The following is a 15,393-nucleotide window of genomic DNA, read 5'->3' as shown; positions in this document are numbered from 1 at the left end:
CCGATCGCCGGGTGGCTGCCCCCGGGCGGGCCCCATGCTACGTCCCGGCCGGCCCTCGGCCGATCGGCCGAAAGGCGATGCGCCGCCCGCCGCCGGGCGTGCCCGCCGGGTGGGGGAGCCGCCTGCCGACCCGGCCGGACAGCCGGAAGCCGGTCGGGTTGGCCCGGACGGCTGGCCGGCCGGGTGGCGGCCGGTCGGCCCGGGACAGCCGGATGCGGCGCGGTGAGGGGGACGGTCGGGTTGTTGCACGGTCAGGCCGGGACGGCTGGCGCCGGCCGGGGCGGCAGGGCCAGCCGCCGGTCCGCCACCAGCCGGGCGGCCAGCACCTCGGCGTCCCGGCCCACCCAGCCGAGCACGGCCGAGCCGCGGGCGCGTTGCCAGGGCATGCCGAGGAAGTACAGGCCGGGCCAGTCGGTCACCCCCTGCCGCTGCACGGGTTCGCCGGACGGGTCGGTCACCGGCACCGCCAGCCACGGGTAGCGGGGGCGGAAGCCGGTGGCCCAGACCACCGCGTCCACCCGCCGGCGCCCGCCGTCGGCCAGCAGCAGCATGTCCCCCGCGGCGTCCACCACCCGGCCGACCCGGTCGACCCGCCGCAGCAGCCCGGCCACGTCGCTGCCGATGATCGGGTTCTGGGCCGCGATCCGCCCGCCGAGCCGGCTCTCGGCGCTCAGCCGCATGGTGCCCAGCCGGGAGAACCACCAGAAGATGTCCCGGCCGAGCCAGCGTTGCGGCAGCACCGGGCCGATGGCCGGTGCGGAAAGCACCACCCGCCGGCCGTGGTCGGCGAGCTCGGCGGCGATCTGCACCCCGGTGTTCCCGCCGCCGACCACCGCCACGACCCGGCCGGGCAGCTGCGTCGGGTTGCGGTACGCGCTGCTGTGCAGCTGGGTGACGCCGGCCGCGAGCCGGCCGCTCACCTCCGGTACCCAGGCCGTGTGGAACGCCCCGGCGGCGACCACCACGCGCTGGGCGTGTAGGGGCCCGGTCGACGTGTCGACGGTGAAGCCGCCCGCCGTACCGGGGCGGACCGAGGTGACCCGGCAGCAGAGCCGGACCGGCAGGTCGAAGTGCGCGGCGTAGCCGGCGAGGTAGTCGGCGACCTCGTCCTTGCCGGGGTGCCCGTCCGGGTCGCCGGGGAACGGCAGGCCCGGCAGGGCGGAGAACCGGCGCGGGGTGAACAGGGTCAGTGAGTCCCAGCGCTGCCGCCAGGCGTCGCCCACCTGGCCATGCGCGTCGAGGATCGCGAAGGGCACGCCGGCGCGGCGCAGGTGGTGGCCGAGCGCCAGCCCGGCCTGCCCGCCGCCGACGATCACGGTGTCCAGGTCCATCGGTCCGTCTCTCCTGCGGTCAGGCGACCTGGTGGCCGGCTTCGCCGATGGCGGCCACCACGGCGGCCCGGTCGGCGTCGCCGTCGACCCGGACGGTGCGGGTGGCCAGGTCCACCGCCACGGCGTGGACGCCGGCGACCAGGCCGACCTCCTCCCGGATGGCCTCGACGCAGCGGCCGCAGCTGATCTTCGGCACGGAGAGCACGAGCTGGTGCACGGGTTGCTCCTTCGTTCGGTGGGCCGCCCTGTGGCGGCCCGGCAGCTCGAACCGTGCCGGCGGGCGCTGTCCAAGCCCTGTCGCGCACGCCCGGACCGGCCGACGGGTCGCGGACAGCGGGCGGACAGCGGCGGCCGGGAGCGTGGCGACACCGACCGCACGACGGGCGGCAACCAGCCAGGGCGCCTGCGGCGCCCGGTACGAGAGGAGCAGTGCGATGACGACACCGACGGTCGTCTCCGGCACGCTGGACATCGGCGGGATGACCTGTGCGTCCTGCGTCAGGCGGGTGGAGCGGGCGCTCAGCCGGGTCGAGGGCGTGGCGCGGGCCGAGGTCAACCTGGCGACCGAGACGGCGACCGTGGCCTACGACCCGGCCCGGGTGAGCCCGCCAGCGCTGACCGCGGCGGTGCAGCGGGCCGGCTACACGGCCACCGTCCCCGCCGACGAGCCCTGCTCAACGGGCGGCGCGCTGGGGCTCCCCGACGCGGCCGAGGAGGACGCCGAGCGGGCCGAGGAGCGGGAGGTCACCCGCCTCAAGCGGATCTGGCAACTCACCCTGGCCACCGGCCTGACCATGATGGTGCTGATGTACCTGCCGCTGTCCATCGACGCGATGGACTGGCTGATGCCGGCGCTGCTGGTCGTCGCGACCGTGGTGCAGTTCGGGGCGGGCCGGCCGTTCTACCGGGCGGCCTGGGCGGCGGCCCGGCATGGCGGGGTCAACATGCACACCCTGGTCGCCCTCGGCACCACCGTCGCGTACGCCTACAGCGCCTTCGTCACGCTCTGGCCGGCGGCGGCCGAACGGCTCGGCCTGCCGCTGCACGTCTACTTCGAGATCTCCGTGGTGGTCATCGCGCTGGTGCTGACCGGCCGCTGGATGGAGGCCCGGGCGCGGCGGCAGACCGGCGCGGCGATCGGCGCGCTGCTCGGGCTGCGCCCGCGCACCGCCCGGGTGCTGCGCGACGGCGTGGAGACCGAGGTGCCGGTGGACGAGGTCGTGGTCGGCGACCTGGTCCGGGTCCGCCCCGGCGAGCAGGTGCCCGTGGACGGCACGGTCACCGAGGGCGCCTCCACGGTGGACGAGAGCATGCTGACCGGCGAGAGCATGCCGGTGTCGAAGACGGTCGGGGACGTGGTCATCGGCTCGACCGTCAACCGGACCGGCTCGGTGGTGCTGCGGGCCACCGCCGTGGGCCAGGACACCACTCTCGCCCAGATCGTCCGGCTGGTCCAGGAGGCCCAGGGCGCCAAGGCGCCGATGCAACGGCTGGTCGACACGGTCTCCGCCTGGTTCGTCCCGGCGGTGATCGGGCTGGCCCTGCTCACCTTCGGCGTCTGGGCGGTCGCCGGACCCGACGACGGGCGGCTGACCTTCGGCATCGGCACCGCGATCGCGGTGCTCATCATCGCCTGCCCGTGCGCCCTCGGCCTGGCCACCCCGACCGCGATCATGGTCGGCACCGGCAAGGCCGCCGAACTGGGCATCCTCATCTCCGGAGGCGACGCGCTGGAGCAGGCCCGGCGGATCACCACGGTGGTGCTGGACAAGACCGGCACGCTCACCCGCGGCCGGCCCGACGTCACCGCCGTGCACGCCGCCGACGGCGTCGACGTCGACCAGCTGCTGGCGTACGCGGCCGCGGCCGAGACCGGCTCCGAGCACCCGCTCGGGGAGGCGATCGTCCGGCACGCCCTTGCCCGCGACCTCGCCGTACCGGCGGCGGACTCCTTCGAGGCGGTGCCCGGGCACGGCGTCGAGGCGCGGGTCGACAGCCGGCACGTGCTCATCGGCAACCCGGCCCTGATGCGGGCCCACGACGTCGACGTCGACCCGCTGTCCGGTGCGGCCGCCGCGGTGGCGGCGCGCGGCGGCACCCCGGTGCTCGTGGCCCTCGACGGCCGGCTCGCCGGCGTCATCGGGGTGGCCGACACCCTGCGCCCCGAGTCCCGCGACGCGGTCGACCAGCTGCGGGCGCTGGGCCTGGAGGTGTGGATGCTGACCGGCGACAACCGGGTCACCGCCGAGGTGGTCGCCCGCGAGGTCGGCATCGCGCAGGTGATCGCCGACGTCCGGCCCGAGGAGAAGGCCGCCCGGGTCGCCGCCCTGCAGGAGCGGGGCGCGGTGGTGGCGATGGTCGGCGACGGCATCAACGACGCGCCGGCGCTGGCCCGCGCCGACCTGGGCATCGCCATCGGCACCGGCACCGACGTGGCCATCGCCGCCTCCGACATCACCCTGGTCGGCGGGGACCTGCGCGGCATCGTCTCGGCCATCGCCCTGTCCCGGCGTACGGTCACCACGATCAAGCAGGGGCTGGGCTGGGCGTTCGGCTACAACGTGCTGCTCATCCCGGTGGCCGCCGGGGTGCTCTACCCGGCCTGGGGGATCCTGCTGGACCCGTCCCTCGCCGCCGCCGCGATGGCGATGAGCTCGGTCAGCGTGGTCACCAACGCGCTGCGACTGCGCCGCTTCCGCCGACCGGACACCGCCGCCGCGCTGCAGTCCCGGCTCGGTGCCCGGCTCGGCGAGTGGGCGTACCTGGCCGGGGTGGCCGCGCTCGCGCTCGCCGTCGGCGCCGGCTTCACCGCGCTGAGCCGTACCGACGCCGCCGCGCGTGGCATGAACGAGGTGCTCGCCTGGACGCAGGGCACCGGCATGCCGATGCGGCCGGCGATGAGCACCATGATGACCGCCGAGACCGAACCGGTGCCCGCCACGGACGCCGGGCTCCGGGTCGACCTCCGGCTGCCCGCCGACGTGGCGCCCGGCCGACCCACCACCGTGCGGGTCCGGGTCACCGACGCCGGAACCGGCCGGCCGATCCGCGACGTGGGGCGCAGCCACGAGGCGTGGATGCACCTGATCGCCGTCCGCGACGACCTGGCCAGCTTCGCGCACGTCCACCCGCAGCCGGCGGGCCGGCCGGGTGAGTTCGACGTCACCCTCACCTTCCCCACCCCCGGCCGGTACATCGTGCACACCGAGTTCCGCCGCAAGGGCGAGCTGACCGATGTGGTGCAGCGGCACGACGTGGCGGTCGGCGACCCGGCCGAGGTCATCCACGAGCCGGCGAGGGTGTCCGGGCGGCAGCAGGTCGTCGACGGCGTGCAGGTGACGCTGGACGGGACCGCGAAGGTCGGCGGCAGCCGCTTCACCTACCGCTTCGCCGACGCGGCCACCGGCCGGCCGCTGACCGGGCTGCGGCCGTACCTCGCCGCCGCCGGGCACGTCGTGGTCATGTCGGCGGCGGGCGACAGCTTCGCCCACGAGCACGCCGAGACCGAGGACGCCGACGGCCGGCCGGTGTTCGCCCTGCCCGGGCAGACCTACGGGCCGGACCTCGACCTGCACGTCGACTTCCCCCGCCCGGGCCGTTACCGGCTCTGGGGCCAGTTCCGCCGCGCCGACGGCCAGGTGATCACCGTCCCGTTCACCGTCGACGCCCGCTGACCGTCCGTCCCGCCCGAAAGGAAACCTCCCATGCAGATCGCCATCCTGCTCTTCGACCGGTTCACCGCCCTGGACGCCGTCGGCCCGTACGAGGTGCTCGGCCGGCTACCCGGCGCCCGTACCGTCTTCGTCGCCTCCGACGACGCCAGCTCAGCACGGCCGGCGCCGCGCACCGACCTGGAGCCGTCGCCGGCCGGGCTGGTCACCACCGACGTGGGCAGTCTCGCCCTGGCGGCGACCGCCACCCTGGCCGAGGTGACCCGCCCGGACGTGCTGGTGGTCCCCGGCGGCCCCGGGCAGATCGCCCGGATGACCGACGCCCGGCTGCTCGACTGGCTGCGCACTGTCGACGCCACCACCACCTGGACCACCTCGGTGTGCACCGGCTCGCTGCTGCTGGCCGCGGCCGGGCTGCTCACCGGCCGCCGGGCCACCTCGCACTGGCTGGCCCTGGACCAGCTGCCCGCGTTCGGCGCCGAGCCGACCGCCGAGCGGGTGGTCGTCGACGGCAAGTACGTCACCGCGGCCGGCGTCTCGGCCGGCGTCGACATGGCGCTCACCCTGGCCGGCCGGATCGCCGGCGACGGGGTCGCCCAGTCCCTCCAGCTCGGCATCGAGTACGACCCGCAGCCCCCGTACGCCGCCGGGTCGCCGAGGACCGCGCCGGCCCCCGTGGTAGCCGCGCTGCGGGCGAACCCCGCGCTGGTGCTCGGCTGAGATCTCCCACCGCGGGTGGCTCCCGGCGTGCCGGCCGGGAGCCGCCCGCACGACCTGGGCCGGTCAGTGCCGGGCCACGTAGACGGTGTTCGCGGACTCCCGGCGCTGCAGCGGGTTGGGGAAACGGACGACGTGCGCCACCGAGGTCGGAAACACCTCGGTGAGCACCCGCTGGAACGCCGGATCGGGCGGGTCGTTCGACCACAGCGCGAAGACCCCGTCGCGGTGCAGCAGCGCGGCGAGCCGGCGCAGCCCGTCCACCGTGTAGAAGCCGGCGTGGCTGGGGTGCAGCACCTGACGCGGCGAGTGGTCCACGTCGAGCAGCACCGCGTGGAACCGCCGGCCCGGCGACTCCGGGTCGAAGCCGGCCCCGCTGTCCACCGCCGCGAAGAAGTCCGCCCGGACGAACCGGGTACGCGGGTCGGCGGCCAGCCCGGCGGCGAACGGCAGCAGGTCCTGCCGATGCCAGTCGATCACGTCCTCGATCGCCTCGACCACCAGCAGCGACCGGACCCGCGGGTCCTCCAGCGCGGTCCGCGCGGTGTAGCCGAGCCCGAGGCCGCCCACCACCACGTCCAAGGCGTCCCCGGCCAGGGTGGCCAACCCGAGCCGGGCGAGTTCGATCTCCGCGACCGGGAACAGGCTGGACATCAGGTACTCGTCGTCGAGCTTCACCTCGTACACGTCGACGTCGAGCGAGGGCTCGCGGCGCCGGCGCAGGCTCAACTCACCGATCGGCGTCTCCCGCCAGGCCAGTTCTTCGAATCGCGCGCCCACCGGGTGGTCCTCTCCGCCGGTTCCGTGAGGCGGATGTTACCGGCCTGTCCGGCCCGGCCCGGCCGTCCGCCGGGCTCGGGCCCCCTTTTTCCGCCGCTGGTGGCATCGCCCGGGCCACCCCGGGTACGCCCACGACGACTCCAGCTCGGCTGGCGGCCAGGACGCGGCCTGCGCGCCGCCAGGCGGCGCTCCGGACCGGATACCGGTCTGTCGCCGCGCAGCGACCTGGAGCCGTCGGGATCGAGGACGGCTAAGGAAGGAGCCGAGCGTGGCGGACATGCTGGCCGGACGGCTGCACCTGACCGAGCGGGCCCTGCGGATGGAACGGGTCCCGGTGCCCGAGCCGGGACGCGGCGAGGTCCGGATCCGGGTCGCCGCCGCCGGGGTATGCCTGTCGGACGTGCATCTGATCGACGGCACCCTCACCCCGCTGTACCTGCCCGGCGACGTGGTGACCCTCGGCCACGAGGTCGCGGGCACCGTGGACGCGCTCGGTGAGGGGGTGCGGGGCTGGGAACCGGGCCAGCGGGTGCTGCTCCAGGCGGGGGAGCGGGACCGCTTCGGCCTGGTGCTCACCCGCGGCGTGGACTACGACGGCGGCTGGGCCGAGTACACCCTGGCCCGCGAGGACACCCTGGTCCCCGTCCCGGACCTGCTCCCGTTCGAGCAGGCATGCATCATTCCGGACGCGGTCTCCACGCCCTGGGCCGCGGTGACCGACACCGGGCGGGTCCGACCGGCGGAGGCGACCGCGGTGTGGGGCGTCGGTGGCCTCGGCGCGCACGCGGTGCAGTTGCTGCTGCTGGTCGGCGCGGCACCGGTGATCGCCGTGGACCCGCTGCCGGCGGCCCGGGACCGGGCGCTCGCCCTCGGCGCGGACCTGGCCCTCGACCCGAAGGACGGCGGCTTCAAGGACGCCATGCTGGAGCTGGTCGGCACCCGGGGGCTCGACGTCGCGTTCGACTTCGCCGGCGTCCCCGCGGTCCGCGAACAGGCCCTGACCGTGCTCGGCCGGCACGGCCGGCTCGTGCTCGCCGGCATCGCCAACCAGCCGATCAGCATCCCGTCGGACAGCCGGTTCACCTACAACCGGCAGGCGGTGCTCGGCCACTACGGTTCCGAGGCCGAGCACGTCGGGCAGTTGGTGACACTCACCGGGCTGGGCCGGCTCGACCTGTCCGCGTCGGTCAGCGACGTGCTGTCGCTGGCCGACGCGCCGGAGGCGGTGCGCCGGGTCCAGGAGAAGCAGGGCAACCCGATCCGCCTGATCCTGCGCCCGTGAACCCGGGAGACGCCGCCCTCACGCCGTCAACCGCAGGAGGAAGAGCCCGACCACGCCGGCGATCACGAGCGCGCAGAGAGCGGCCGCGACGCGGTTCGACCCGCGCGCGTACAGGGCGACCGCCGCGACGGTCGTGGCCCCCACGGCCACCATGCCGGAGAGCATGAGCATGACGTACGCGGCCAGCCCGGCCATGCCCTCGGGGCTGTTCCACGCGTCCACGGCCATCCAGCCACCACAGGCGACGCCGATCAAGCCCAGCACGGCGAACACGGCCGCCAGCAGCGCCACTGCGTCCACGACGAGACGTGGTCGCCGCCAGGACGCCGGTCGGCCGTCGTTCGGCTGGGCCTCCGAGGGGGCACGGGTAGTGCCGGCTTCCCTCGGCGCCGGGCCGCCCGGCATGGGGCCGTCGGTCGTCCCAGCCGCGGCCGGGGCGCCCGCCGGGCGGACCTGATCGGGTAGGGCGGGCCGGATCGGCGGCCGGTCGGCGTCCATGACCCGACGCTAGCCGCCGGGCCGGCGGTGCGGATCAGGCGTCGGGTCGGGTCGCCACGACGACCGTGTCGAGGGCGTCGACGCTGCCGTCGTCGTCGGTGGGCACCGGGCGGCGGGCGGTCTCGGCCCGCTGGATGCGCAGCCCGGCCAGCCCGTCGACCACCGCCTCCGGGGTGAGCAGGATGGCCGGGTCCTGCGGGCCGCCGGTGCCGCCGGTGAGGTTGGCCCGGTCATGGCCGATCACGACCAGAGTGCCGCCGGGACGCAGCGACTGCCGCGCCGCGTCGAGCACCCGCGCCAGGTCCTCGGCGGGCAGGTGCAGGTAGCTGATCAGGACCAGGTCGTAACTGCCGGGCACCGGCCGGTACGTGGTCACGTCCGCCACCCGCCACTCGACCGGTACGCCCCGGCGGGCGGCCAGCTCGCGACCCCGCTCGACGGCCACCGGCGAGAAGTCCACCGCGGTGACCCGCCAGCCGCGCTCGGCCAGCCAGGCCGCGTTGCGTCCCTCGCCGGCTGCCAGGTCGAGCGCGCTGCCGGGGGTGAGCCCGTCGACCGACTCGACGACGAACCGGTTGGGCTCAGCGCCCCACACCAGATCCGGCGTGTCGGCGTACCGCGCGTCCCACGCGCTGCTGTCCACTGTGTCCCCTCCTTCGGCGGTGTCGCCCCACCGCCACCGTGACCGTACCGGCCAGCGTGAGCGCCCCGATCGCGGCCACCGCCGGTCCCAGCTTCGCCGGGAGCTGCTGGGCGAGCACGAAGACGCCCATCACCACGACGAACCAGCCGAAGGCCCGGCGCAGCAGGTCGGCCGGGACGCGTCCGGCGAGCCGGCCGCCGAGGACGCTGCCGAGCACGGCGGCGACGGTCACCGCGACCGCCAGCCCCCAGTCGATGCGCACGCTGGACAGGTACCCGGCCAGGCCGGCGAAGGACTTCATGGCGATCACCACCAGCGAGGTGCCGACCGCCACCGGCATCGGCAGCCCACCGAGAAGGGCCAGGACGGGCACCACCAGGAAGCCGCCGCCGGCGCCGATCAGGCCGGTGACCAGCCCGACCACGATCCCGTCGAGGACGACCCGGAGCACCGGCAGCTCGTGCGGCACCGGCCGCCCCGCGGCGGCGCGCCGGCCCTGGATCATCGCGACGGCGGTGGCCAGCATCATCAGCGCGAACCCGGTGAGCAGGAACGCCGAAGGGACGAACGCGGCCAACCGGCCGCCCGCGTAGGCGCCGGCCATCCCGGCGACACCGAAGACCAGCCCGGTCCGCCAACGGACCCGTCCCGCCCGGGCGTGCGGCAGCAGGGCCACGGCGCTGGTGGCGCCGACCACGAGCAGGGACGTGGCGATCGCCTCCTTCGCCGGCTGGCCGGCGACGTAGACCAGCAGCGGCACGGCGAGGATCGACCCGCCGCCACCGAGCAGGCCGAGGCTGACCCCGATCAGGACGGCGAGGCCGACGGTGAGGACGACGGTGCCGGTCATGACCGGGTGTCGCGCAGTTTGCCGACGATGGTGTCCAGGTCGCAGCTCGCGCCCCGGTTGTACGGCAGCTTGCTCAGCAGCATGCCCATCGCGCAGGTGTTGGTCAGCGCCGCGAAGGTCAGCCCGGCGCCGATGAACCCGGCGACCCACTTCAGACCCGGCACCAGCACCGAACCCAGGACGCTGAGCAGCACGATCGAGCCGGCGACGAGCCGGACCTGGCGCTCCAGGTCCCAGCGCTGCCTACCCTGCTTGATCGGCGCGTTCGTCGCCTGCCAGGCGAGCATGCCCCCGTTGAGGACCTTCAGGTTCGGCAGGCCGATCTCGGCGAGCGCCTGGTGGGCCTGCCCGGCGCGGGCGCCGGAGCGGCAGATCAGCACCACCTCCTCGGCCAGGTGGTTGCGCAGTTCCGCACGGTGCTCCCGGAGCAGGTCCAGCGGGACGTTGTAGGCGCCGGGGATGTGGGCGGTCTCGAACTCGGCCGGGGTGCGTACGTCGAGCAGGCGGGGAGACCGCCCGGAGTCGATCAGCTCGCGCAGCGTGGCGGCGTCCAGGGTGGCCGGGCGGGTGGTCTCGGAAGCGCTCATCTCTCCTCGTTCTGGGGCAAATCGCTATGGGTTGGCGGCAGGGTGGGGCACCGGCCGGCGCCAGGACGCGCCGGCCGGATTCGGGTACGGGTCAGGCGTTGCCGGCCATGGCCACGCCGGCCGTAGCGGCCCGGTCGAACCTGTCGTCGATCACGATGACCTCGCGGCCGGCGTTCGCCAGCAGCGACGCCGCGGCGGTGGCGCGGTAGCCGGAGCCGCAGTGCACCCAGACGACGCCGGTCGGTACGTCGGTGAGCCGCCGGGGCAGGTCGGGCAGCGGGATGTGCACCGCGCCGTCGACGTGGCCGGCTTGCCACTCGTAGGTCATCCGCACGTCGAGGACCACGTCCGGCGCGGGCAGGCCGGCGGGCGTGTTGCCCGCGTGGGCCGCGGCCAATGCCGAGAAGTCGGCCGTCCGCAGCGCCCGGAGCTGGTCGGGTGTGGCCGCCCACTGCTCGGGCGTGCCGGTGGCCTGGGCGGCAGGCCGGTCGATGCCGATCCGGACCAACTCGCGTTGGGCGTCAGCGACCTGCTCCGGCGTCTCCGCGAGCAGCGTGATCGGCACTCCCCAGTCGATCAGCCAGCCGAGCCAGGTCGACATCGGCCCGTCCAGCCCGAGGCTGACCGTGCCGGCCAGGTGCGAGGCGGCGTACGCCTTGCGGTGCCGCAGGTCCACCACCCACTGGCCGGCGGCGATCCGCTCGCGCAACTGTGCCGGGTCGGCCCGGGTCACCGGGGTGAGGTCCACCGGGGCCGGCCCGGCGAGGTTGGCCACCCCCATGTGGGCGTAGTACGCCGGGTAGGCGTCGAGTCCGGCCAGGGTCTCGGTGACGAACTGGTCCGCGGCGAGCCGCAGCACCGGGTTCGCCTGCTTCTCTCGGCCGATGGTCGAGTCGGGTGCGTCGGCCTGGGCGGCCGAGCAGAAGCTGCCGAAGCCGTGCGTGGGCCACACCTGGGCGCCGTCGGGCAGCAGGTCGGCCAGCCGCTTCGCCGAGGCGTGCTGGTGGTGGGCCAGTTCGTGGGCGTGCTCCGGGCCGAGCAGGTCGGTGCGCCCGGTCGTGCCGAACAGTAGGGAACCACCGGTGAAGACCCCCGCCGGTTGCCAACCGCCGTCGGTGGCCTCGTCGAGGACGTACGACAGGTGGTGGAAGGTGTGGCCGGGCGTGGCTACCACTCGGAGGCGCAGGGCGTCCGAGATGGGCACCACGTCGCCGTCGGAGGCCGGCACCCGGTCGAAGCCGACCTCGTCGGCCGCGGCCACCAGATAGCGGGCGCCGGTCAACCGGGCCAGTTCGAGCCCGCCGGAGACGTAGTCGTTGTGGATGTGCGTCTCGATCACGTGGGTGATCCGCACCCCCTTCGCCCCGGCCAGGTACAGGATCCGGTCGATGTCCCGTTGCGGGTCGACCGCGATTGCGACCCGTCCGTCGGAGGCCAGGTAGCTGCGGTCGCCGAGCGAGGACGTCGCCACGACGGACACCTCGACTGCCATTTGCCGTTCTCCTTCCCCATCCTCTTATACCCCCGGGGGTATATGGGAGGCAGACTTCGGCCCGGGTTACGGGCGCGATTACCCGCCCACGCCGCGCTGAGGCGGCGTGGGCGTCGAATTCTTTTGTCAGGCCAGGGCGAGGAAGAGTTTCTCTAGCTCCTCCTCGGTCATCTCCGGCTGCTCGCCCCGGTCGCGGGCGGTGCCGCAGTGCCGCATCCCGGAGGCGATGAGCTTGAAGCCGGCCCGGTCGATCGCCTTGGACACGGCGGCGAGCTGGGTCAACGCCGCTCGGCAGTCCTCGCCGTTCTCCATCATCTCGATGACGGCGTTGAGCTGGCCCCGGGCCCGCTTGAGCCGGGTCAGAGCCTCACTGGTCATCTCGGGCCGAAGCTTCATCGCGTTACCTCCCGGCTCCCAACATACCCCCGGGGGTACCCGCTTGCCACCGCGCGGTCGTGTGGTCGCTCACCCGGTCGGTGGCCCGCCCCGGGTCCGCGGGGTCCTGCGGCGCGATTCACTGGCGGAAATCGACCGGCCGTCCCGGGACGGGGCCGGTGCCGGATTCGACCGGGTCTGCGGCCACCGTAGCCACGGAGGGTCCCGAGGCATCAACGGAGCGCTGTGCCCCGACGATCCACCCGGAGGGGCCCGATGCCGTTGCGGCAGGACCAGCTCGTACCAGTTCATCGTCCAGTTGGGCGTCGCCGCGCTGGTGATGTGGAAGACGGGCCCGCGCGGTCGCCGTTCCGGCGGTTGGCCGGCGCCGGCCTCGCCTGTGTGCTGGTCGCCGTGATCGCGCTCGGTGGCGTCGCCCTGCACGGCCTATTCGCTGGCTGGGGCGGTTCCTGGCGCGACCCCACCGTTCACACCGAAGAGGTTACTGGTTCGATCCAAGTATTGCCCATTCAACTTAAGCAGGTAGGAGGCCCGCCGGCGGTGAAGCCGGTAACGGGCTTCTCCGCGGATCCGTCGGTTCGCAACGTCCACACGCGACCGGCGTGATCGCCTCTCTCGGCGACCCGCAGCAACTGGGGTTCGACCCAGCCGTCTGCTCGAGGTGCAGGTTCCGATGGTCAAGCCAGCGTTGACACCTGAGACCACTCGTTCCGACCGGCCCGACTACCGGTTGTGCGCGTCGTGCCAGCTTGCGCCGCGCAGAATAGGGATGTTGTCTAGCTGATCTTGACGGAGGTCTCTTCCGATGATGCCTGCCGGTCGATCTCGATCAGTCGTGCAGGTGAGCACCTCGGTGGGGGTGATCGCGAGATCGACGTTGAAGTCGTGGCTTGCGTGGGGTAGTTGCTCGTCGAGGAGTTGGGTGTGGTGGATGGTGGTGGCGATGGCGGTGCCCTTGGTGACGAGTCCGGCCTCGGTGAGGAGTGCGATCTCGAGGTCGGAGTAGCCGGCACCCTTGCCGATCCGTACGCCGTCCCGCCGGCTGACAGCGACGCTGCCGCAGATGATCAGGTCTACGGGGCGCATGTCGTCGGGGGCGACTGTGGGGGTGTTGTCCGGTGCGCTGGTGCCGGTGGCGGCAGTCTCGAACGGGACCGTCAGAACGGCCGGGTCAAGCAGGTAGAAGGGCTTCGGTGTGGCGAGTCGCGGGACCGCCATGTAGAGCAGCTTGCCCTCTTGGAGGGCGCGTACTCGGACGGGTAGCTGGGCTCGGTCCGGGTTGCACTTGATGACTCGTGCCTGCTTCCAGACATCCAACGTGGCAAGTTGGGTGGCGGCGTCTTCCTTGCCGGTGAAGTCGGGGATGTGGCCATGAACGCCGGGTGGTGCGGCGCTTTCGCGTTCAAGGAGGTCCCAGACGCGCCGCCGAACGGACTGCTTGGCATGGTCGATGCTGGTCACGCTGCTGCTCCTATGGCGTCATGAGGGTAAGCAGTCGGTCGTTGACGTCCTGGACCGAGGGCAGGTCGCGCCAGGGACGCAGCTGGCGGGCCGCGGCGAAGGCGAGGTTGAGGCCACCACCCGCGCGCGTTCGCTCGATGACCTCGATGGTCTGGTGCAGGTAGGACGTGGCGGCATCGACGTCACGATGAAGGATGCTGGCGAGGGCGAGATTGCCGAGGACGACAGCGGTCGACTTGCGGCGTGCGGCGATGAGTTGTCGGGCCTTCTCCAAGGCTGTGATGGCGTCCGCCGGCTTGCTCAGCGACAGCCAGCAAGAGCCCGCGAGCCGCGCATGATGGCTGGGACAGAAAAGGGCAGAGGCGGGATCCTGACGATCTACCGAGGCGAAGTGGTCTTCAGCGGCACCAAGGGCATCGGAGAATTCCCGGGTCTGGCCGAGCATCGCGTGTGCCTCGGCACGGTGTAGCTGGGCGAGGCCCGCGACCACGTGGCTGTCGTTGCGGCTTACGGCGGCGGCGCGCGCGGTCAGTGCAATGCCAGCGGTCGGCTGCTTGGTGCCGTATAGAGCGAGGTAGCTCTTGCGGAGCAGCGCGTTGGCCTCGGTGACCGCGTCGTGGGTGTCCTGCGCGGCGCGCATGGCCTGGTCGAAGTATGCGGCGCTGGCGGCGTGGTCATGACGCTGAGAGGCGTCCCACACGAGCTGACCCATCAGCGTGGCGGACTCGGCGACTGCAGCGGCCAGTTCACGCTGAACCAAGCCATCGCTGGCGTGCTGACGGAGGAAGGTTGCCTGACCGTGCAGTTGCCCCGCTTCGGCGAGTAGAAGCGTCGAAGGTGTCCGGTCGTAGCGCTCGTCAAGGTGCTGTACGCGCTCCCGTAGGTACGCGACGGTGATCAGGTCGACGCGGCGGGGGTTCCGCAGCACATAGTTGAGACGCTCGTTGGGCGGCGACGGCGGCTGGCCGACATCGACCAACAGGTCAGCCAACTCCTCAACCGACAGTTTGAGAGACGCAGCCAAGCGCGGTCGATGCCAAGGCTGCGGATCAGTTTCTGCCCGCTCCCACCGCACGATAGTGGAGCGGTCGACGCCAAGAACTTCGGCAAGGCGTTCCTGGCTCAAGCCGATCGCCTTGCGGCGCTCGGCCAGCCGATACCGGCGCTTGCCGACGCGCTGCCCTCCTCCGCCGCTCACCATCACGAATCCATTCATCCAGCTCACGCGGCGTAGCGCAATGAGGATGCGTCAGTTCTGCGTCATTGCCGCCCTGGGAACCGCCTGCCCTCGCCGGTTGGTTGGAGACGCGGGCGGCGACTAAGGGCGCATCTCATTTGGTGAGGCGGCGGTAGCAGATCAGGGTGCTGGCGATGGTGGCGAAGGCTTCGAAGTGATCGCCCTTGCGGTCATAGCGGCGAACGAGGCGTCGGTAGCGCATTAGCCAGGACATGCAGGCTTCAACGACCCAGCGGTGCCGGCCCAGACGGGTGGAGGACTCGATGCCCTTCCGGGCGATGCGTACCTTGATCCCTCGTCGCCGGACCTCGCGGCGCAGTTCGCGGCGTCGTACGCCTTGTCGGCGTGCAATTTGTCCGGCCGCCAGCGGCGGCGCCCGTTGGGTGTGCGGATCCCCGGAACGCTGTCGAGCATGGGCAGCAGCAGTTGGCTGTCGTGGACGTTCGCG

At 73.3% G+C, this 15,393-nt stretch carries 14 protein-coding genes and 2 pseudogenes; 4 read left to right on the top strand and 12 right to left on the bottom strand.

The window, feature by feature from the left end; genetic code table 11:
• Nucleotides 1-251 precede the first annotated feature (251 nt).
• Together ABZ783_RS22580 and ABZ783_RS22575 are read right to left on the bottom strand one after the other, a co-directional pair.
• Nucleotides 252-1,331, bottom strand: a complete 1,080-nt coding sequence (locus ABZ783_RS22580) for an NAD(P)/FAD-dependent oxidoreductase (protein ID WP_357441449.1) — start codon at nt 1,329-1,331, stop codon at nt 252-254.
• A 19-nt stretch (nt 1,332-1,350) separates the two neighbouring features.
• On the bottom strand, nt 1,351-1,548 hold the full coding sequence (locus tag ABZ783_RS22575; RefSeq protein WP_357441447.1) for a cation transporter: 198 nt from the start codon (nt 1,546-1,548) through the stop codon (nt 1,351-1,353).
• Between the two features lie 217 nt (nt 1,549-1,765).
• Between ABZ783_RS22575 and ABZ783_RS22570 the strand changes: the two genes are divergently transcribed.
• Entirely contained in the window at nt 1,766-5,005 is a 3,240-nt protein-coding gene (locus tag ABZ783_RS22570; RefSeq protein WP_357441446.1) for a heavy metal translocating P-type ATPase, read from the top strand.
• A gap of 30 nt (nt 5,006-5,035) precedes the next feature.
• Nucleotides 5,036-5,722: a DJ-1/PfpI family protein gene (locus ABZ783_RS22565; RefSeq protein ID WP_357441445.1), complete on the top strand. Its 687-nt coding sequence runs from the start codon at nt 5,036-5,038 to the stop codon at nt 5,720-5,722.
• Between the two features lie 63 nt (nt 5,723-5,785).
• On the opposite strand, the gene ABZ783_RS22560 is transcribed toward ABZ783_RS22565, so the two are convergent.
• Complete coding sequence (locus ABZ783_RS22560) at nt 5,786-6,499, bottom strand: spermidine synthase (protein ID WP_357441444.1); 714 nt, start codon at nt 6,497-6,499, stop codon at nt 5,786-5,788.
• A gap of 277 nt (nt 6,500-6,776) precedes the next feature.
• Here ABZ783_RS22560 and ABZ783_RS22555 point away from each other — a divergent pair, with 277 nt between their 5' ends.
• Nucleotides 6,777-7,781: a zinc-binding dehydrogenase gene (locus ABZ783_RS22555; RefSeq protein ID WP_357441640.1), complete on the top strand. Its 1,005-nt coding sequence runs from the start codon at nt 6,777-6,779 to the stop codon at nt 7,779-7,781.
• 18 nt (nt 7,782-7,799) lie between these two features.
• On the opposite strand, the gene ABZ783_RS22550 is transcribed toward ABZ783_RS22555, so the two are convergent.
• The 6 genes from ABZ783_RS22550 to ABZ783_RS22525 all read right to left on the bottom strand — a co-directional run bounded on the left by ABZ783_RS22550 (nt 7,800) and on the right by ABZ783_RS22525 (nt 12,247).
• Nucleotides 7,800-8,279 carry a hypothetical protein gene (locus ABZ783_RS22550; RefSeq protein WP_357441443.1) on the bottom strand — a complete coding sequence of 160 codons (480 nt, stop codon included), beginning with the start codon at nt 8,277-8,279 and terminating at the stop codon, nt 7,800-7,802.
• Nucleotides 8,280-8,313: 34 nt separating this feature from the next.
• Nucleotides 8,314-8,922: a class I SAM-dependent methyltransferase gene (locus ABZ783_RS22545; protein WP_357441441.1), complete on the bottom strand. Its 609-nt coding sequence runs from the start codon at nt 8,920-8,922 to the stop codon at nt 8,314-8,316.
• Nucleotides 8,861-9,772 (bottom strand): sulfite exporter TauE/SafE family protein, encoded by a 912-nt coding sequence (locus tag ABZ783_RS22540; protein WP_357441439.1) that lies wholly within the window; start codon nt 9,770-9,772, stop codon nt 8,861-8,863. Before ABZ783_RS22540 ends, ABZ783_RS22545 begins: the two co-directional genes overlap by 62 nt.
• Nucleotides 9,769-10,359, bottom strand: coding sequence for a rhodanese-like domain-containing protein (locus ABZ783_RS22535; RefSeq protein ID WP_357441438.1), 591 nt, complete (start codon nt 10,357-10,359; stop codon nt 9,769-9,771). Before ABZ783_RS22535 ends, ABZ783_RS22540 begins: the two co-directional genes overlap by 4 nt.
• A 91-nt stretch (nt 10,360-10,450) precedes the next feature.
• A complete protein-coding gene (locus tag ABZ783_RS22530) occupies nt 10,451-11,851 on the bottom strand; it encodes an MBL fold metallo-hydrolase (RefSeq protein ID WP_357441437.1) in 1,401 nt (466 codons plus the stop codon).
• A 126-nt stretch (nt 11,852-11,977) separates the two neighbouring features.
• Entirely contained in the window at nt 11,978-12,247 is a 270-nt protein-coding gene (locus ABZ783_RS22525; RefSeq protein WP_357441436.1) for a metal-sensitive transcriptional regulator, read from the bottom strand.
• A gap of 289 nt (nt 12,248-12,536) precedes the next feature.
• Between ABZ783_RS22525 and ABZ783_RS22520 the strand changes: the two are divergent.
• Nucleotides 12,537-12,739 (top strand): annotated as a pseudogene (locus ABZ783_RS22520) (type VII secretion protein EccB); the annotation flags it as partial.
• Between the two features lie 231 nt (nt 12,740-12,970).
• On the opposite strand, the gene ABZ783_RS22515 reads toward ABZ783_RS22520, so the two are convergent.
• The 3 genes and pseudogenes from ABZ783_RS22515 to ABZ783_RS22505 all read right to left on the bottom strand — a co-directional run.
• Nucleotides 12,971-13,708 (bottom strand): 5-formyltetrahydrofolate cyclo-ligase, encoded by a 738-nt coding sequence (locus ABZ783_RS22515; RefSeq protein ID WP_357441435.1) that lies wholly within the window; start codon nt 13,706-13,708, stop codon nt 12,971-12,973.
• A gap of 10 nt (nt 13,709-13,718) precedes the next feature.
• On the bottom strand, nt 13,719-14,924 hold the full coding sequence (locus tag ABZ783_RS22510) for a helix-turn-helix transcriptional regulator (RefSeq protein WP_357441638.1): 1,206 nt from the start codon (nt 14,922-14,924) through the stop codon (nt 13,719-13,721).
• A 115-nt stretch (nt 14,925-15,039) separates the two neighbouring features.
• Nucleotides 15,040-15,393: pseudogene (locus tag ABZ783_RS22505) on the bottom strand (transposase); the annotation flags it as partial.

This window comes from Micromonospora sp. NPDC047738, from assembly GCF_040642675.1.
GTDB lineage: Bacteria > Actinomycetota > Actinomycetes > Mycobacteriales > Micromonosporaceae > Micromonospora.
Note: the sequence above shows the minus strand (reverse complement) of the source record. Positions and strands in the feature narration are given on the sequence as shown.